Below are 17,251 nucleotides of genomic sequence, written 5' to 3'. Positions count from 1 at the left end.
CATGCCGGGATCAAGATCTACGATCGATCGAGATTCACGATCAGAGATCTGAGTGGCGTTGCCAGGGGAAGAGCCCGATCAGGATCGGGCAACCGGAGCAGCATACAACGACTGCTCCCGTACAACGAAACTACCACGGCCGGTCCGGGTCCCGTCCCCGGCCCTCTTCCTGCACCCACCACCCCTGGGTCTACGCTGCGTCCCACGTCCAGCAGCTCGAGGAGGCGCAGGTGCCGCAGGTGCCGCAGACAATGGACGCATCCGCGGTGCGTACCTGGTGCGGGCTCGCGCTGGAGGCGCTGGGGCGGGCCCGCGAGGAGATCGACGCGATCAACGTCTACCCGGTGGCCGACGGGGACACCGGGACCAACCTGTACCTGACCGTGGAGTCGGCCGTGGCGGCGGTCGAGGCGGTGTTCGCGGGGCACGAGGCGGCGGGGGACGGTGCCGGGGGCCGGGACGGTGCCGTGGACGGGCGCGGGGCCCTGGACGGGCGCGGGGCCCTGGACGGCTCGGTGAAACCCCTGCTCGCCGAGGTCGTCCGGGCCATGGCCCACGGCGCCCTGATCGGGGCCCGGGGAAACTCGGGGACGATCCTCGCGCAGTTGCTGCGGGGCATGGCTCAGGTGCTGGCGGCCGACGGCGAGGCCGCTCACACCGACGGCCCGGGCCTGCGGGTCGCGCTGCGGCACGCGGCCGACTCCGCGCGCGAGGCGGTCGCGCACCCCGTCGAGGGCACGGTTCTCTCGGTCGCCTCCGCCGCGGCCGACGCCGCGACCGGGGCGGAGGGCGACTGCGGGGCGGTCGCCCGGGCGGCGTACGAGGGGGCGCGGGCGGCCCTCGCGGCGACGCCGGGGCAGCTGGCCGTCCTGGAGCGCGCGGGGGTCGTGGACGCGGGCGGGCGCGGGCTGGTGGCGGTCCTGGCGGCGCTGGTGCAGACGTTCACCGGAGAGGCCCCGAAGCAGGGAGCCGTACCGACGTCCGCACCGGCACGGCCGGCGGGAACGGCACTCGCGGAGCCGGCGGACGCCCTCGAGCCGGCGCACGGTGACGCGTGCGGGGACGGCGGACCCGCCTACGAGGTGATCTACCTGCTGGAGGCGGACGACGCGGCCGTGGCGCGACTCAGGGAGCGGCTCGACGCGCTGGGCGACTCGCTCGTCGTGGTCGGCGGGGACGGGTTGTGGAACGTCCACGTGCACGTCGACGACGCCGGTGCCGCCGTGGAGGCGGGCGTGGAGGCCGGACGGCCGTACCGGATCAGGATCACGCACTTCGGGGCGGAGGACGCGCACATGACGGGCGCCGGGCGGCCGCCCCGCGAGCGGGCCCCGCGCGCCGTGGTGGCCGTCGTGCCGGGGGAGGGGCTGGCCGGGCTGTACTCCGAGGCCGGGGCGACGACGGTCCTGGCCCGCCCCGGGGAGCCGCCCGCCAGCGGGGAACTGGTGGAGGCCGTACGACGTGCCCACGCGCGCGAGGTGGTGCTGTTGCCGAACGACGCGGACCTCAGGCACACGGCCGCCGCGGCGGCCGAGCAGGCGCGCGCGGAGGGCGTCCGTGTCGCCCTGATCCCCACCCGGTCCGCCGTCCAGGGCATCGCCGCGCTCGCCGTCCACGAGCCGGACCGCCGCTTCGACGAGGACGTCGTGTCGATGACGTCCGCGGCGGGTGCCACCCGCTACGCCGAGGTCGTCATCGCCGAGCGCGAGTCCTGGACCATGGCCGGCATCTGCCAGGCCGGCGACGTCCTCGGCCTCATCGAGGACGACGTCGCCGTCATCGGCTCCGACGTCACGGCCACGGCGGAGACCGTCCTCAACCGCATGCTGGCCGCCGGCGGCGAAATGGTCACGCTGGTCCTCGGCGACGACGCTCCGGCGACGATCGCGGACCACCTGGAGACCCGTGTACGGGAGTCGTACCTGGCGGTGGACACGGTGGTGTACCGGGGTGGGCGGCAGGGAGCGCTGCTGTTGATCGGCGTGGAGTAGCGCCCCCGCCGCCCCTACCCGTCCCATCCCCAGGGGCCCGTCCCATCCCCAGGGGCTCCGCCCCTTCGACCCCGGCAGGGGGCTGCGCCCCCTGCGGCCCCCATCCTTGCGGGGCCCCGCCACGGACCCCGTTTTGGGGGCCGGCCCCCGGACCCCGTTTCGGGGCTCCGCCCCGGACACCCGCTCCTCAAACGCCGGAGGGGCTGAATCCTTCAGCCCGTCCGGCCCCCCACCAGCTCTACCATCCGCCCGGCCTCCGCCCGCCGCGCCTCAGCCACGTCCCCCGACACCCCCTCGTACGCGGCCAGCACCCCTTGAGCCCGCGCCACCGCGTCCCCGGCCCGCTGAAGATCCGCCTCCAGCCACCCGGCCGCCAGCTCGGCTCCGGTCCGCGCGTCGAGACCCGCCTCACCCAGAGCCCCGTACGCGTCGACAGCCTGCGTCAGATACCCCAGCGCCTCCTCGAACACCGGCCCCACGACGTCGGGCCCCGCGTCCCCCGGCACAGAACGGGCCACGAGTTCCGCGAACTGCCGGTACGACTGCCCCAGTTCGGCCAGCACCGCCCGCCGCGCCTTGGCACCGTCACCGGAGCCGTCGCCCGCCCCGGCACCCAGCACCGCCCCGGCACCCAGCACCGCCTCGCACTCCGCGACAGCCGCGCCCATCAACTCCCGCGCCGCGTCGAGCCCTTCCTCGCCCCGCGCCACGATCCAGGCCCGCGCGCGCAGCGCCCGCGCCAGCCCCTGGACGTTGCCGAGCTCGCGCCACAGGTCCCCGGCCCGCTCGTACGCCCGGCCGGCCTCCGCCGGCAGCCCCGCGTTCCCCAGTGCCTCCGCGGCGAGGTGCGCGAGCATGGCGTGGTCATGCTGCTCGGGCCAGTGCCGGGCGATCTCGGCGGCCTGCGACCAGCGCTCGGCGGCCTCCCGGTGCTCCCCGAGCTCGGTGAGGCAGTCACCGAGCCACCACTGCGTCTGCACGACCGCCCCGTCGCCGTGGGTCTCGGCGGTGAGATCCGGCAGCGCCGACTCCAGCACCTCGGCGGCCTCGGCCCAGCGCCCTTGCCGCAGCAGGAAGCCACCGAGCTGGTGCCGGGCCCAGGCCCCGAGCGTGTGCGCCTCGCCGGCCTCGTCGGCCCAGTGCGCCGCCTGAAGGGCGTGCTCCGCCGCGGCCGCGAACTGCCCTGTCTCACCCAGGACCTCGGCCAGCTGGAGGTTCAGCTGGGCGTGCCCCATGGGCTCCAGATACGGCCCGCCGTGCTCCAGCGCCGCACGTCCCGCCCGCTCGGCCGTCTCCAGGTCGCCCAGGTGCCGCGCGGCCCTGGTGAGCCGTGCCTCCTGCTCCACGGCGAACCACGGCAGCCCGGCCGTCACATACCCCTCCGCGGAGCGGGCGAGCAGCTCCGCCGCGGCCTCGGCGTCCCCGCCGCGCGCGGCCAGTTCGCCCAGCATCCCGTGCGCCTCCGCGGCACGCGAGGCCACCCGTACGTCCGCGGTGTGCGGCTCGGTGAAGGCCAGCAGCTCCCGTACGGCCTCCTCGGCGGCGGCCATGGCGTCCGTGGCGGCGTCGTCCCCGCCGTCCTGCGCCTCGTCGAGCCGCTGCATCAGTATGCGGGCACGTCCCACCAGCACGGACGCCGTCTGCCGTGCTCCGGTGCCGCCCTGGGCGAAGAGCGCGAGGATCTTCTCGTACGGCTCGGCGATCAGCGCCAGGGCGGCCTCCGACCGCCCCGTGAAGGCGTGGACGGACGCCTCCCGCGCGCGGGCCGCCAGTGCCTCCCCGGGGTCGCCCGCCTCCTCGTACAGCTCGGCCGCGCGCGCGAAGAGGTCAAGGCCCTCGGGGCCGAGAGCTATCGCCTCGTGGTCGACGATCTCCGCCCGGTCGTACGGGTCGAGCTCCGCCCCCTCGGCCTCGGCCGCACGCGCCACCGCGGCCCACGCGTCGACGGCGTCGGGGTGCACGGTCTCGGCGAGCCGCCGCGCCTCGGCGAGGAGAGCGGGCAGGTCCGGGCTTGAGTCGGGTGCGGCGGGCTCCACGGGGGCCGGAGGCCGCGGCGCCGGAACCGGTACCTTCCGAGCCGTGCGCACCCCCAGCGGCAGCCGCTCCACCAGCGGCCGCCGCTCCATGCGCTCCCTGGCGCGCTCACCCACGTACGGCGTGCCGTTGCGCTCGTCGAAGCGGGCGGCCAGCGACAGGGCCTCCGCCCGCGCGTGGACGGCCAGTTCGCCCGCCGTCCAGGCACGGCCGACGGGGCCGGGGACCGTCTGGTCGCCCAGCCCGAGTCCGACCAGCCGGTCCATCAGCAGGGCCACGACTGTCATGAAGTCCAGCTTGCTGCGCGGGTCCCCGTCGTCCGTGAAGTACGCCGGGCGCTCGGCCAGCAGCTCAAGGCCGCGCGCCTCGTTGCCGGACAGGGCGCAGAACTCCAGATGGTCCGCGTAGGCGCCCCGCATGCTCTCCATGGGCCGTACGAGCCGGAAGCCGCGCAGATGGTGGGCGCGGGCCTCGTCGAGGCGGCCCAGGCGCAGCAGCGGCAGCAGGGAGGCCGCGAGGACCGTGTGCGGCTCGTGGGCGCACGTGTACTCGCCCTCCAGGACCGGCGCCCACAGCTCGAGCGCCTTGGCGTCGTCGTTCCGCAGCGCCTGCCACCAGCCCTGCCCGTGCAGCTCGCAGGCGTGGCAGTCGGCCATGCTGTCCCGGTCGGCGGCCAGCCACGCCGTGTACGCCCGCTCCGCCCGCTCCAGGTCGCCGACGTGCGCGGCCACGCTGAACTCGGCGCTGCGCACGGCCCGTTCGGAGTGCCCGGCCAGGCGGTAGCGGCGCTCCATCTCGCCGAGCCACTTCTCGACGGAGGCGAGCGGGATGTGCGGCTGGTTCAGCATGCCGGCCGACATCCACTTGAAGACCCAGTGCAGCGAGTGGGTCTCGTACTCGTCGAAGTCCTCGGGGCGTTCGTCCCACATGCGCAGCAGGCGCGCGAACGGGACGAACATCTTGTCCTTCTCGGAGCTGTAGTTGTAGACCTTCAGCTGGTGCCCGAGCGCCTCGATCACGGCGAGCGGGATGTTCAGCTTCTCGGCCTGCGCCAGGAGGTGCTCCGCCCGCGTGTTGCGTGCCGGGCCCTCCGGCTCGTCGTAGTTCTCCGCCATCGCGTGACGCAGCTCGTCGAAGGAAGTGATGTCGGCGAACTCGCTGAACCGGCTCATCGGCGGCCGTCCTCCCCGGACTCGGTGTGCGTGGCCCACTCCAGCAGGCCGATGAACGAGCGGTTGAGGAGCGCGGTGTCCGCGGGCCTGAGCGGGCGCTGCGCCATCAGCAGGGCCTGGCCGTAGAGGGACTCCGTGGCGGTGCCGATCAGCTCCGGGTCGTCCAGCGAACTGATCCTGCGGATCAGCGGGTTGAGGTGGTTGAGCACCAGTCGCGCGCGGGGGGCACTGCCCCTCAGGGAGCCGAGGATGCCCGCCCACAGCTCGTCGGCCTGCTCCTCGGCCTCCGCGCGCGCCTGCTCGTGCCGGGCCGCCCGGTCGTCCAGGTGCAGCGCGGGCACGGTGAGCGGGTGGAAGGACCGGAGCACGACATCGCACCCCAGGGGGTCGAGCCTGCCCCGCGCGGCCGACAGGAAGCCCGACAGGGCCAGCTCCTCCGCCGGGTCCACCGCGTCCAGGTGCGCGGTCACCGTGTCGGCGTCCAGCTCCGCGACCACCGTCCCCGGGCGCACCGACGGCAGCGCCTCGACCAGCTCGCTGTCGTACGTGTAGCCGCCGTTGACGACGCCGACGCCCTGGGCCGAGGCGATCGGCGCGACCTGCCGGTACTCCTCGACCGTCCGCGTGAAGTGCACGACCGGGTGCCGCTGCGCGAACTCCTCCAGCGACAGCCGGCCGTCCGTGGTCTCGAACGGCAGCCACGGCAGCATCGTCCGCAGCATCTCCTTGTCGTGCCGCGCCAGGGACTTCACCCCCAGGTGGTGCACCGAAAGGAAGGCCGCGAGCCGCTCCGGATCGCCCGCCGCGAGCTGTGTCAGCCAGGTGCGGATCCGCTCGCCCAGGGCCTCCCGTACGGCGGCGAGGGTCTCGTCCTCGTACAGCGACTCGCGCGACGCCGTGGGCCGCAGGCTGTCGGTGTCGAGGACGCAGCGCACGAAGAACGCCCAGTCGGGGAGCAGCTGTTCGGCCCGCTCGGTGAGCAGCATGCCCTTCAGGTGCACGCGGTGGCCCGCGCGCTGGGCGGGGCTCACCGCGGACGGCAGGACGTACGCCACGCCCCGGATCCCGGCCAGCGGCACGTCCAGCTCGATCGAGTCCAGCGGCGTGAACCCGAACAGCTCGTGGCAGTGCCGCGCCAGGGCCACCCTGCGGGTGGCGGGCGACGGGTACGGGCGGTCCCAGGGCGCCGGCAGGTCGGTGACGGCCTCGTCGCCCACGCGCACGTCGTACGGCAGCAGCGAGCCGAAGTCCCGCGCCAGGGACAGCACGCGCTCGTGCGCGAGCCAGTCGGTCGCCCCGGGCCGCGCCACCAGGTGCACGGTCGTGCCGGGCTCGGTGCGGGCGTCCTGCGGCAGGGTGCGCACGGTGTACGACCCGTCGTCGGTGGCCGTCCACTCCACGGGCGCCGCGTCGGGCGTACGGGCGCTGCGGCTGACGACGCGGATGCGCTCGGCGACGACGAAGCAGGCCAGCAGCCCGATGCCGAACTGGCCCAGGAAGTCGGATCGCGCCGACTCCAGGCCGTCGGCGCCGGCCCGCTTGGAGCTGCGGCCGATCGTCGCCAGCAGGTTGTGCACATCGGACTCGGTGAGCCCCACGCCCGAGTCCTCCACGCGCAGCGAACCACCGTCCGCGAACAACCTCACCCGGGCGGGCGCGTCGGGCTGCTCGGCCCGCCGGGCGGTGATGGCGTCCACGGCGTTCTGCAGGAGCTCCCGCAGGTAGACCTTCGGACTGGAGTAGAGGTGATGGGACAGCAGGTCCACCAGACCACGAAGGTCGACCTGAAACGTATGAGGCGACTGAGGCGAATGAGGTGCCTGGGATGACTGTGAGGTCTGGGAGTCCATCGTCACGGCGCCGCGGGTGGGGGACGTTCGACGGCGCGGGGTCGGGCGGTCCCGGTGGGGCGGTGACCGCGGGAGGAAGGCCGGGAGTGCGTCATCCTAGGCCGCGAACTACCCGTCTGACCAGCGGATTTCCAGGACGTATACGGCATTGTCACTGCCGTGGTGTGCAATGGATCTCGTGCCCGCACTGCGAGAACCACTGGAACAACCGCTGAAGTCGGTGCTCGGCCCCGCCACCGCGAAGGTGATGGCCGAGCACCTCGGCCTGCACACCGTCGGCGACCTGCTCCACCACTACCCCCGCAGGTACGAGGAGCGCGGGCAGCTCACCCACCTCGCGGACCTGCCCATGGACGAGCACGTGACGGTGGTCGCCCAGGTCGCCGACGCCCGCCTGCACTCGTTCGCCTCGGCCAAGGCCCCGCGTGGCAAGGGGCAGCGGCTCGAAGTGACGATCACCGACGGCAGCGGCCGCCTCCAGCTGGTCTTCTTCGGCAACGGCGTGCACAAGCCCCACAAGGAGCTCCTCCCCGGCACGCGCGCGCTCTTCGCGGGCAAGGTCTCCGTCTTCAACCGCCGCCTGCAGCTGGCCCACCCGGCGTACGAGCTGCTGCGCGGCGACACTCCGGACGCGGCCCAGGCCATCGACAGCTGGGCGGGCGCCCTCATCCCGATCTACCCGGCCACCGCCAAGCTGGAGTCCTGGAAGATCGCCAAGGCCGTCCAGACGGTCCTCCCGAGCGCGCAGGAGGCCGTCGACCCCCTGCCGGAGTCGCTGCGGTCCGGCCGGGGCCTCCTCCCGCTCCCGGAAGCCCTGCGGAAGATCCACCAGCCGGGCACCAAGGCGGACACCTTCGCCGCCCGCGACCGCCTCAAGTGGGACGAGGCCTTCGTCCTCCAGGTGGCCCTCGCCCGCCGCCGCCACGCCGACGCCCAACTCCCGGCCGTGGCCCGCAGGCCGGCCCCCGACGGCCTCCTCACCGCCTTCGACGCCCGCCTCCCGTTCACCCTCACCGACGGCCAGCGGAAGGTCTCCAGGGAGATCTTCGACGACCTGGCCACCGAGCATCCGATGCACCGGCTGCTGCAGGGGGAGGTGGGGTCGGGAAAGACGATGGTGGCCCTGCGCGCCATGCTCGCCGTCGTCGACACGGGCGGCCAGGCGGCCATGCTCGCCCCCACCGAGGTGCTCGCCCAGCAGCACCACCGGTCGGTCACGGAGATGATGGGCGAGCTGGCCGAGGGAGGGATGCTGGGCGGTGCCGAGCACGCCACCAAGGTCGTCCTGCTCACCGGCTCCATGGGTGCCGCTGCCCGCCGCCAGGCGCTGCTCGACCTCGCCACGGGGGAGGCCGGGATCGTCATCGGCACGCACGCGCTGATCGAGGACAAGGTGCAGTTCCACGACCTGGGGCTGGTGGTCGTCGACGAGCAGCACCGGTTCGGGGTCGAGCAGCGCGACGCCCTGCGCGGCAAGGGCAAGCAGCCGCCGCACCTGCTCGTCATGACCGCCACGCCCATCCCGCGCACGGTCGCGATGACGGTCTTCGGCGACCTGGAGACCTCCGTCCTCGACCAGCTCCCCGCCGGCCGCTCCCCGATCGCCAGCCATGTCGTCCCGGCCGCCGACAAACCCCACTTCCTCGCGCGCGCGTGGGAGCGGGTCCGCGAGGAGGTGGGGAACGGGCATCAGGCGTACGTGGTCTGCCCCCGCATCGGCGACGAGGAGGACGCCCCGAAGGGCAAGAAGAAGACCCCCGAGGACGAAGCCGAGAAGCGCCCGCCCCTCGCCGTCCTCGACGTCGCCGACCAGCTCGCGCGCGGACCTCTGCAGGGGCTGAAGGTCGAGGTGCTCCACGGCCGAATGCAGCCCGACGACAAGGACGCCGTGATGCGCCGGTTCGCCGCCGGGGAGACGGATGTCCTCGTCGCGACCACCGTCATCGAGGTCGGTGTGAACGTGCCGAACGCCACCGCGATGGTGATCATGGATGCCGACCGCTTCGGTGTCTCCCAGCTCCACCAGTTGCGCGGCCGCGTCGGCCGTGGCTCGGCCCCCGGCCTGTGCCTCCTGGTCACGGAGATGCCCGAGGCGAGCGCGGCCCGTCAGCGGCTCAACGCGGTCGCCGCCACCCTCGACGGCTTCGAGCTCTCCCGCATCGACCTCGAACAGCGCCGCGAGGGCGACGTCCTCGGCCAGGCCCAGTCCGGCGCCCGCACTTCCCTGCGCATGCTCGCCGTCATAGAGGACGAGGAGATCATCGCGGAGGCGCGGGAAGAAGCGTCGGCGGTGGTGGCCGCGGACCCCGAGCTGGAGCACCTGCCGGGGCTGCGCACGGCGCTGGACGCGCTGCTGGACGAGGAGAGGGAGCAGTATCTGGACAAGGGGTGAGCCCTCTCAGCGCACCGTCCGCTTCAGGCCGCCCGGGCGTTCGAGGACTCCCACGACCCACCCGCACCACCTCGGGCTCCGGTCACCCCCCGCCCCTGCCAGACTGGATGCGTGACCGCCCCCACGACCAAGGACCCGAGATGACCCGCGTGATCGCCGGCGCGGCCGGCGGACGCCGCCTGGCCGTCCCGCCGGGCCAGGGCACCCGCCCCACCTCCGACCGGGCGCGCGAGGGCCTGTTCTCCACCTGGCAGTCCCTGCTCGGCGGCCCACTCGACGGCGAGCGCGTCCTCGACCTGTACGCCGGCTCGGGCGCCGTGGGCCTGGAAGCGCTCAGCCGGGGCGCGGGCCACGCCCTGCTCGTCGAGGCCGACGCCCGCGCGGTCCGCACGGTCCGGGAGAACGTGAGGGCACTGGGCCTGCCCGGCGCCGAGGTCAGAGCGGGCAAAGCGGAGCAGATCGTGCACACGCCGGCGTCGGCCACGCCGTACGACATCGTCTTCCTCGACCCCCCGTACCGGGTCACGGACGACGATCTTCGCGAGATCCTGCTCACACTCCGCACCGGGGGCTGGCTCGCCGCCGAAGCCCTCGTCACCGTGGAGCGCAGCACCAGAGGCGGTGAATTCCGGTGGCCCGACGGCTTCGAGGCGATCCGGGCCCGTCGCTACGGCGAAGGCACGCTTTGGTACGGTCGCGCCGCCTCTACGTGCGAAGACGCACGATGACCGGACCGGAGAGCGAGGGACCCAAGTTGCGCCGCGCCGTCTGTCCCGGGTCGTTCGACCCCATCACCAACGGACACCTCGACATCATCGCCCGTGCCTCCAAGCTGTACGACGTCGTGCACGTCGCAGTGATGATCAACAAGTCCAAGCAGGGCCTGTTCACCGTCGACGAGCGGATCGACCTGATCCGCCGGGTCACTTCCGAGTACGGCAACGTCGAGGTCGAGGCCTTCCACGGCCTCCTCGTCGACTTCTGCAAGCAGCGTGACATCCCCGCCATCGTCAAGGGACTGCGCGCGGTCAGCGACTTCGACTACGAGCTGCAGATGGCCCAGATGAACAACGGTCTCTCGGGCGTGGAGACCCTCTTCGTACCCACCAACCCCACCTACAGCTTCCTGTCGTCCTCCCTGGTCAAGGAGGTCGCGGCGTGGGGCGGCGATGTCTCGCACCTGGTGCCGCCGGAGGTCCTGCAGGCCCTGGACGAGCGTCTCAGGAAGGACTGAGGGAGACCGCACGGGCCTCCCGGCGCCTGACAGCCCGTCACCCGGTGTCGGCGGGGGCTCCTGTGGCCGTACAGTCGACCCGTCCGTCTCCAACACAGCTGTAGAGAGTGGCGAGCACAGGTGGACGTGCAGAAGAAGCTCGACGAGATCGTCGCCGCGGTCTCCAGTGCCCGGGCCATGCCCATGTCGGCCTCGTGCGTGGTCAACCGCGCCGACCTGCTCTCACTGCTCGAAGAGCTGCGCGAGGCCCTGCCCGGCTCCCTCGCGCAGGCCCAGGAGCTGATCGGCGACCGCGAGCAGATGGTCGAGCGTGCCCGCCAGGAGGCCGAGCGGATCATCGAGACCGCGCACGCCGAGCGCGGCTCCCTGATCTCCGACACCGAGGTCGCCCGCCGCTCCCAGAACGAGGCCGACCGCATCCTCGCCGAGGCCCGCAAGGAGGCCGAGGAGATCCGCGCGGAGGCCGACGACTACGTCGACTCCAAGCTCGCCAACTTCGAGGTCGTCCTCACCAAGACCCTCGGCTCCGTCGGCCGTGGCCGCGAGAAGCTCCTCGGCACCGGTCCCGGCACCGACGAGAACGGCTACGAGGACGAGGACGCCCCCGAGCGCAGCCACGACCCCGAGACCCTGCGCAAGGACGCCGACGCGTACGTGGACGCCAAGCTGGGTGCTTTCGAGGCGGTCCTCGCCAAGACCCTGGAGGCCGTCGGCCGCGGCCGGGAGAAGCTGCACGGCCGCATCGCCACGGACGACCTCGGCGCCCTCGCCCTGAACGACGACGGCACGCCCAGGCAGCACACCAGCGACGCCGACTACCTCGCCGACCTGGCCGCCCTCTCGGACACCCCGGAGCCCGCCCGGACCTCCCAGAGCCCGGCCCAGCCGCAGTACGCCCAGCAGGACGCCTACGCGTACCAGCAGCAGGACCAGTACGGCTACCAGCAGCACCAGTCGCACCAGCACCAGCCGCAGTACGGACAGCAGACCGACCCGTACGGCTACCAGGCCGACCCGTACGCCGCGTACCCGCAGCAACCCGCGTACGACCCGCACCAGGCCCAGCAGGGACACCACGATCACCAAGGGCATCAGAACCAGCACGGGCACCAGGGCCACGAAGAGCACCAGGGGCACCACGGCTACACCCAGCCCCAGCACCAGCCGACCACGCTCGACGAGACGAGCCTCTTCGACACGACCATGATCAGCGCGGAGCAGCTGCGCCGCTATGAGCAGGGCCGCTGACCGCGGATTGGGACCTGAGCGAAAGGTCCAGTATCCTGGCTGTTCGGTCGCGCGTACGTCCGCGATCAAACCTGCCCGGAACACCGCAGGGCAGCATCACCTCTGAGCTCCGAAGACCGAAAGCAGAATGGCCTTGAACGCCCGCCTCGACCACCGCAACCCCCTCGTGTTCGACACGCACGAGCTGGGCCGGCGGCCCGGTGCGCTGCAGCGCCTGACCCGTGAGGTCGACGCTCCCAAGGACCTCGGTATTCAGGGGGTCGTCGGAGTGCCGGAAGGCGCCCCGGTGGAACTCGAGCTCCGTCTGGAGTCGGTCATGGAAGGGGTGCTCGTCACGGGCACCTCCCGTGCCACGGCCAAGGGGGAGTGCGTAAGGTGTCTGGAGCCGCTGGAGCTGACGCTCGAAGCGGACTTCCAGGAGATGTTCTCGTACCCCGACGCCGACGAGCGGGGCCGCGTGATCGCGGAGCCCGACGCCGACGCCGAGGACGACGAGGACAGGCTCTTCGTCGAGGACGGCCTGTTCGACCTCGAACCAGTGCTGCGTGACGCGGTGGTGCTTGCCCTGCCGATGCAGCCGGTGTGCCAGGACGACTGCCCCGGCCTGTGCTCCGAGTGCGGAGCGAGGCTCGCGGACGACCCGGACCACCACCACGACGCCGTCGACATCCGTTGGGCGGCACTGCAGGGACTCGCCGGTTCACTCGAAGACGGCGAGAAGGACGAGATGAGCGGCGCCGAACCGGGCGTCGACGAGAAGCAGGAGAAGTAGCCGTGGCTGTTCCGAAGCGGAAGATGTCGCGCAGCAACACGCGCCACCGCCGGTCGCAGTGGAAGGCTGCGGTCCCCACCCTGGTTGCGTGCGAGCGCTGCCACGAGCCCAAGCAGCAGCACATCGCGTGCCCGTCGTGCGGCACCTACAACAAGCGCCAGGTCCTCGAAGTCTGAGCGGCCGGTGAGAGGTCTGATGTCTGACGCCAAGGCGGATACGAACGCCAGGAAGAAGGCGGAGAGCACGGCCTCGTCCCACACGCTTCTGGAAGGGCGGCTCGGCTACAAGCTCGAGTCCGCCCTTCTGGTGCGTGCGCTGACCCACCGTTCCTACGCGTACGAGAACGGCGGTCTGCCCACCAACGAGCGCCTGGAGTTCCTCGGGGACTCCGTGCTCGGCCTGGTGGTCACGGACACGCTGTACCGCACCCACCCCGACCTGCCCGAGGGCCAGCTGGCCAAGCTGCGGGCCGCGGTGGTCAACTCGCGTGCGCTGGCGGAGGTCGGTCGTGGTCTCGACCTGGGCTCCTTCATCCGGCTCGGCCGGGGTGAAGAGGGCACGGGCGGCCGGGACAAGGCGTCCATCCTCGCCGACACCCTCGAAGCGGTGATCGGCGCGGTGTACCTCGACCAGGGGCTGGACTCGGCGGCGGAGCTGGTGCACCGCCTGTTCGACCCGTTGATCGAGAAGTCCTCGAACCTCGGTGCCGGCCTGGACTGGAAGACCAGTCTCCAGGAGCTCACCGCGACCGAGGGGCTCGGCGTACCCGAGTACCTGGTCACGGAGACCGGCCCCGACCACGAGAAGACCTTTACTGCTGCCGCCCGCGTCGGAGGCGTCTCGTACGGCACCGGCACCGGCCGCAGCAAGAAGGAGGCGGAGCAGCAGGCGGCGGAGTCCGCCTGGCGTGCGATCCGCTCCGCGGCGGACGAGCGCGCGAAGGCGGCCAAGGAGGCCGCTGCCGACGACCCCGAGGGCGGCACGGCAGCCGTCGCCCCGGCCTGACGCCGAACTTCACGGAACCCCCGCCGGACCTCGGTCCGGCGGGGGTTCCGTGTACGGGCCGCGCGTCCACAGGTGAAGCCGAGCGGGCCGTCGGCCTGTTGACCGCCCCCGCGGGCGCGGGCGTCGGGCGGCGACCGGCGGTCGCGGCAGCCGCTGGGGGAGCGCGGCCGCGCCGCCGGCGCCCCCGACCACCGGGTACGCTGCGGGCGTCACCCCGTCACGCTTCCGGAGGACCCCGTGCCCGAACTGCCCGAGGTCGAGGTCGTACGACGCGGACTGGACCGCTGGGTGGCCCATCGCACCGTGGCCGACGTCGAGGTCCTGCACCCCCGTGCCATACGCCGCCACCTCGCGGGCCCCGACGACTTCGCCCACCGCCTCAAGGGCCACCGCATCGGCGAGCCCAGCCGTCGCGGCAAGTACCTGTGGCTGCCCGTGGAGGACTCCGGTACGGCCGTCCTCGCCCACCTCGGGATGAGCGGCCAACTGCTCGTCCAGCCGCACGAGGCGCCCGACGAGAAGCACCTTCGCATCCGTGTGCGCTTCGCGGACGCCCTTGCCACGGAACTGCGCTTCGTCGACCAACGCACCTTCGGCGGGCTCTCGTTGCACGACACCACGCCCGACGGGCTGCCCGACGTCATCGCGCACATCGCGCGCGACCCCCTCGACCCGCTCTTCGACGACGAGGCCTTCCACCAGGCCCTGCGCCGCAAGCGCACCACGATCAAACGGGCCCTGCTCGACCAGTCGTTGATCAGCGGCGTCGGCAACATCTACGCGGATGAGGCGCTGTGGCGAGCCCGCGTCCACTACGAGCGCCCCACGGCCGGTTTCACGCGCCCGCGCACCTTCGAACTCCTTGGCCACGTACGGGACGTGATGAACGCGGCCCTCGCCGTGGGCGGCACGAGCTTCGACAGCCTGTACGTCAACGTCAACGGCGAGTCGGGCTACTTCGACCGCTCACTCGACGCGTACGGGCGTGAGGGCCTGCCCTGCCGGCGCTGTGCCACACCGATGCGGCGGCGCCCCTGGATGAACCGCTCCAGCTACTACTGCCCGCGCTGTCAGCGGCCGCCGCGAACCTCGTCGTAACGCTCGCGTGCCCGCAGCACGTCCTCCATACGGCCTTCCACGCACTGGATGAGGGCCAGCAGACGCTCGGAGACCTCACGGCCCAGCGGGGTGAGCGTGTAGTCGACGCGGGGCGGATTCGTGGGCTGCGCCTCGCGGTGGACCAGCCCGTCGCGCTCCAGGGCGTGCAGGGTCTGCGAGAGCATCTTCTCGCTGACCCCGTCCACCCGGCGGCGCAGCTCGTTGAACCGGAACGATCCCTCGTGCAGAGCGCCCAGCGTCAGCGCACCCCAGCGCCCCGTCACGTGCTCCAGCGTTCCCCTGGAGGGACAGTCCTTCGCGAACACGTCAAAGGGGGAGGCACCCAGGGTGTCGAGTTCCATACGCACAGGATACTCGTCCGCAGCGCTAACCGACAGGTTGCACTAACCTCTGGTTAGTGCCCCTTTCCGGTCGGCGCCTTCGCGGTGGGGTCCTAGTACCCGAAGTCCTGGGTCCACCAAGGCCCGCCGGACCCCAGATGCACACCCACGCCCAGCGTCTTGAAGTCGCAGTTCAGGATGTTCGCCCGGTGGCCGGGGCTGTCCATCCACGCCTCCATGACGGCCGCCGCGGTCGCCTGTCCCCGGGCTATGTTCTCTCCGCCCAGGTCGGTTATCCCCAGTGCCGCGGCCCGGTCCCAGGGAGTGTCCCCCTCGGGGTCGGTGTGGTCGAAGAAGCCGCGCTCGGCCATGTCGTCGCTGAACGCCGTGGCCAGCTCGGTCAGCGCGCTGTTCGCGGCCACCGGGCTGCACCCGGCCTTCTCCCGCTCCACATTGACCAGGCGGAGCACCTCCGCCGCGGCCTTGGCCTCCGCGGAGACCGCCGCCGGGGCCTCCTTCTCCGACTTCCCGGGCTTCTTCGTGGCCTTGTCGGAGGGCGTCTTGGTCTTCTCCGGCTTGGTGGGCTCGGCCGGGGGCTTCTCGGAGGGCGTCTTCGACGGCGTGGGCGTCTGCGACGGGGAGGCGGACGGCGAGGTCTCGCGCTCGGAGTCGCGGCTCGCGGCCTCGTCGCCGCGGTCCGCGGTGCCGTCCGTGCCGCCCTGCTGGGACTCCGCGTTCGTCGGCGAACCGGCCGGAACGACGGTGTCGGCGCTGCCGCCACCGCTGACGGCGTACTTGTCGCCGCCGGGCAGCACCCCGGTGGCCACCGCGGCGGTGCCGATGGCGACGGCCGCGGACACGCCCAGCAGGCCGGTCTTCACGGGCGTCACGGTCTTCTTCTGTTTGCGGTGCGAACGCCCGCGGGGCGTCGTCTCGGCCTCAAGGACGGCGGCGAAGCCGTACAGGTTCTCGGGTCCGTAGCGCTCCGTGGTCGCGTTCTGCGTCTGCGCAACCCCCGTGGCGCGGCCCCTGGCGGCGCGGCCGGCGGCGGAGCGTCGGTGGCGTCCCATGTCCTGGCCTTCCTCGACCTTGCGGTCACTCTCTTCACGGAACTCACACGATCGAGTGAGTTTCATATGAGATTCGTTGGACCGGGACGGTACAGCATGGCGCAGGGGGACCGTGAGTCCTGAGAGACATTGGACCGTTAGCGTGCAGGCATGAGCGAGGATGTACGGCTGGTCGCCTGGGTGCGCGGACACGTCCAGGGTGTCGGTTTCCGCTGGTTCACCCGGGCCAGGGCCCTGGAGATCGGCGGCCTGAGTGGTTTTGCTCTCAATTTGGCGGACGGACGCGTCCAGGTGGTCGCCGAGGGGCCCCGTGAGGGTTGTCAAGGGCTGCTCGAGTGGCTTCAGGGCGCCGACACGCCCGGGCGCGTGGACGGTGTCACGGAGATCTGGGACACACCTCGCGGGGGCTACGACGGCTTCGAGGTCCGGTGAGCTCCAGACGTCGAAACGGCCGCCCGAAGCGGCCGGAAAATGCCCTTGGCACCCGCCCGGAACGGGAATGACCTGGTGGTTGCCAAGAATCGCTTGTCGTGGCAGGCTCCGCCGTGAAGAATGATCTCCTCACCTCCGGGGCCCCGTAGGAGCCGCAGCGCCGCCCGTCCGGGCCGCGCGCGCCCGGGCTGCCCGCCAACGCGGGGCGTGATCGTGTTGACCGTCAAACTTTTTGGTGAGACGCTGAAAGCCCCGCGCACCTTAGCTGTTTGGCATGGATGAACGGCAGTAAAACTCCACAGTGCCAAGCACCCGGGTGCGATTCCCTCACGAACCCACACCGCTTCGGTCAGCGGTCACTCAGTGTGGAGGACCATCCATCATGGCAAAGGCGCTTCTCGGTTACGTCGGCGGCTCCGACCCGCGACTCCTCGCCGAGATGCGACGGCTCCAGCAGCGTGTCCAGGACCTGGAATCCGAGCTCGTACGGATCCAGGCGGAGAACGACGCGCTGACGGCTGCCGCTTCTCACGACTCGCTTATCGAGAGCATCGACGCACACCAGGCGGAGCCTGCGCTCACCTGATCACTGCATCGACAACGACAGCAGTG

15 protein-coding genes are annotated in these 17,251 nt (G+C 72.2%); 11 read left to right on the top strand and 4 right to left on the bottom strand.

Going from position 1 to position 17,251, the window contains the following annotated elements; all coding sequences use genetic code 11:
• Positions 1 to 230: 230 nt before the first annotated feature.
• The gene (locus ACZ49J_RS18140; protein WP_467449133.1) at positions 231 to 1,991 is read left to right on the top strand and encodes a DAK2 domain-containing protein; all 1,761 of its coding nucleotides are present in this window, start codon (positions 231 to 233) and stop codon (positions 1,989 to 1,991) included.
• Positions 1,992 to 2,203: 212 nt separating this feature from the next.
• On the opposite strand, the gene ACZ49J_RS18135 is transcribed toward ACZ49J_RS18140, so the two are convergent.
• Both ACZ49J_RS18135 and ACZ49J_RS18130 read right to left on the bottom strand, forming a co-directional pair.
• Complete coding sequence (locus ACZ49J_RS18135) at positions 2,204 to 5,197, bottom strand: tetratricopeptide repeat protein (RefSeq protein WP_467449131.1); 2,994 nt, start codon at positions 5,195 to 5,197, stop codon at positions 2,204 to 2,206.
• The gene (locus ACZ49J_RS18130) at positions 5,194 to 7,047 is read right to left on the bottom strand and encodes an HSP90 family protein (protein WP_467449323.1); all 1,854 of its coding nucleotides are present in this window, start codon (positions 7,045 to 7,047) and stop codon (positions 5,194 to 5,196) included. The genes ACZ49J_RS18135 and ACZ49J_RS18130 overlap by 4 nt, the downstream gene beginning before the upstream one ends.
• 169 nt (positions 7,048 to 7,216) lie before the next feature.
• Here ACZ49J_RS18130 and recG point away from each other — a divergent pair, with 169 nt between their 5' ends.
• The 8 genes from recG to mutM all read left to right on the top strand — a co-directional run bounded on the left by recG (position 7,217) and on the right by mutM (position 14,796).
• Positions 7,217 to 9,439 carry an ATP-dependent DNA helicase RecG gene (recG, locus tag ACZ49J_RS18125; protein WP_467449130.1) on the top strand — a complete coding sequence of 741 codons (2,223 nt, stop codon included), beginning with the start codon at positions 7,217 to 7,219 and terminating at the stop codon, positions 9,437 to 9,439.
• A gap of 107 nt (positions 9,440 to 9,546) precedes the next feature.
• Positions 9,547 to 10,167, top strand: coding sequence for a 16S rRNA (guanine(966)-N(2))-methyltransferase RsmD (gene rsmD, locus ACZ49J_RS18120; protein ID WP_467449128.1), 621 nt, complete (start codon positions 9,547 to 9,549; stop codon positions 10,165 to 10,167).
• Positions 10,164 to 10,673 carry a pantetheine-phosphate adenylyltransferase gene (gene coaD, locus ACZ49J_RS18115; RefSeq protein WP_467449127.1) on the top strand — a complete coding sequence of 170 codons (510 nt, stop codon included), beginning with the start codon at positions 10,164 to 10,166 and terminating at the stop codon, positions 10,671 to 10,673. Before rsmD ends, coaD begins: the two co-directional genes overlap by 4 nt.
• Before the next feature lie 120 nt (positions 10,674 to 10,793).
• Positions 10,794 to 11,921 carry an ATP synthase F0 subunit B gene (locus tag ACZ49J_RS18110; protein WP_467449126.1) on the top strand — a complete coding sequence of 376 codons (1,128 nt, stop codon included), beginning with the start codon at positions 10,794 to 10,796 and terminating at the stop codon, positions 11,919 to 11,921.
• Positions 11,922 to 12,048: 127 nt separating this feature from the next.
• Positions 12,049 to 12,693, top strand: coding sequence for a YceD family protein (locus ACZ49J_RS18105; RefSeq protein WP_467449125.1), 645 nt, complete (start codon positions 12,049 to 12,051; stop codon positions 12,691 to 12,693).
• Positions 12,694 to 12,695: 2 nt separating this feature from the next.
• The gene (rpmF, locus tag ACZ49J_RS18100) at positions 12,696 to 12,869 is read left to right on the top strand and encodes a 50S ribosomal protein L32 (RefSeq protein ID WP_003951102.1); all 174 of its coding nucleotides are present in this window, start codon (positions 12,696 to 12,698) and stop codon (positions 12,867 to 12,869) included.
• Positions 12,870 to 12,888: 19 nt separating this feature from the next.
• The gene (gene rnc, locus ACZ49J_RS18095) at positions 12,889 to 13,698 is read left to right on the top strand and encodes a ribonuclease III (protein WP_467449124.1); all 810 of its coding nucleotides are present in this window, start codon (positions 12,889 to 12,891) and stop codon (positions 13,696 to 13,698) included.
• Positions 13,699 to 13,935: 237 nt separating this feature from the next.
• The gene (gene mutM, locus ACZ49J_RS18090; RefSeq protein WP_467449123.1) at positions 13,936 to 14,796 is read left to right on the top strand and encodes a bifunctional DNA-formamidopyrimidine glycosylase/DNA-(apurinic or apyrimidinic site) lyase; all 861 of its coding nucleotides are present in this window, start codon (positions 13,936 to 13,938) and stop codon (positions 14,794 to 14,796) included.
• On the opposite strand, the gene ACZ49J_RS18085 is transcribed toward mutM, so the two are convergent.
• Both ACZ49J_RS18085 and ACZ49J_RS18080 read right to left on the bottom strand, forming a co-directional pair.
• Entirely contained in the window at positions 14,769 to 15,158 is a 390-nt protein-coding gene (locus tag ACZ49J_RS18085; protein ID WP_467449122.1) for a winged helix-turn-helix transcriptional regulator, read from the bottom strand. The two genes, mutM and ACZ49J_RS18085, sit on opposite strands and share 28 nt — an antisense overlap.
• Positions 15,159 to 15,250: 92 nt before the next feature.
• Complete coding sequence (locus ACZ49J_RS18080) at positions 15,251 to 16,207, bottom strand: CAP domain-containing protein (RefSeq protein WP_467449121.1); 957 nt, start codon at positions 16,205 to 16,207, stop codon at positions 15,251 to 15,253.
• 150 nt (positions 16,208 to 16,357) lie between these two features.
• Between ACZ49J_RS18080 and ACZ49J_RS18075 the strand changes: the two genes are divergently transcribed.
• Both ACZ49J_RS18075 and ACZ49J_RS18070 read left to right on the top strand, forming a co-directional pair.
• Positions 16,358 to 16,639 (top strand): acylphosphatase, encoded by a 282-nt coding sequence (locus ACZ49J_RS18075; protein ID WP_467449120.1) that lies wholly within the window; start codon positions 16,358 to 16,360, stop codon positions 16,637 to 16,639.
• Positions 16,640 to 17,021: 382 nt separating this feature from the next.
• Positions 17,022 to 17,225, top strand: coding sequence for a hypothetical protein (locus ACZ49J_RS18070; RefSeq protein ID WP_131558399.1), 204 nt, complete (start codon positions 17,022 to 17,024; stop codon positions 17,223 to 17,225).
• Positions 17,226 to 17,251 lie beyond the last annotated feature (26 nt).

The sequence above is a fragment of the Streptomyces sp. NPDC030840 genome, from assembly GCF_055572015.1.
Note: the sequence above shows the minus strand (reverse complement) of the source record. Positions and strands in the feature narration are given on the sequence as shown.

Bases quoted from the DNA above. Each gene is read 5' to 3' on its own strand.
- ACZ49J_RS18105 (WP_467449125.1), top strand. From the start codon at position 12,049: ATGGCCTTGAACGCCCGCCTCGACCACCGCAACCCCCTCGTGTTCGAC.
- ACZ49J_RS18085 (WP_467449122.1), bottom strand. From the start codon at position 15,158: ATGGAACTCGACACCCTGGGTGCCTCCCCCTTTGACGTGTTCGCGAAG.
- rnc (WP_467449124.1), top strand. From the start codon at position 12,889: ATGTCTGACGCCAAGGCGGATACGAACGCCAGGAAGAAGGCGGAGAGC.
- rsmD (WP_467449128.1), top strand. From the start codon at position 9,547: ATGCGTGACCGCCCCCACGACCAAGGACCCGAGATGACCCGCGTGATC.
- ACZ49J_RS18080 (WP_467449121.1), bottom strand. From the start codon at position 16,207: ATGGGACGCCACCGACGCTCCGCCGCCGGCCGCGCCGCCAGGGGCCGC.
- recG (WP_467449130.1), top strand. From the start codon at position 7,217: ATGGATCTCGTGCCCGCACTGCGAGAACCACTGGAACAACCGCTGAAG.
- ACZ49J_RS18070 (WP_131558399.1), top strand. From the start codon at position 17,022: ATGGCAAAGGCGCTTCTCGGTTACGTCGGCGGCTCCGACCCGCGACTC.
- ACZ49J_RS18135 (WP_467449131.1), bottom strand. From the start codon at position 5,197: ATGAGCCGGTTCAGCGAGTTCGCCGACATCACTTCCTTCGACGAGCTG.
- coaD (WP_467449127.1), top strand. From the start codon at position 10,164: ATGACCGGACCGGAGAGCGAGGGACCCAAGTTGCGCCGCGCCGTCTGT.
- ACZ49J_RS18075 (WP_467449120.1), top strand. From the start codon at position 16,358: ATGAGCGAGGATGTACGGCTGGTCGCCTGGGTGCGCGGACACGTCCAG.
- ACZ49J_RS18130 (WP_467449323.1), bottom strand. From the start codon at position 7,047: ATGGACTCCCAGACCTCACAGTCATCCCAGGCACCTCATTCGCCTCAG.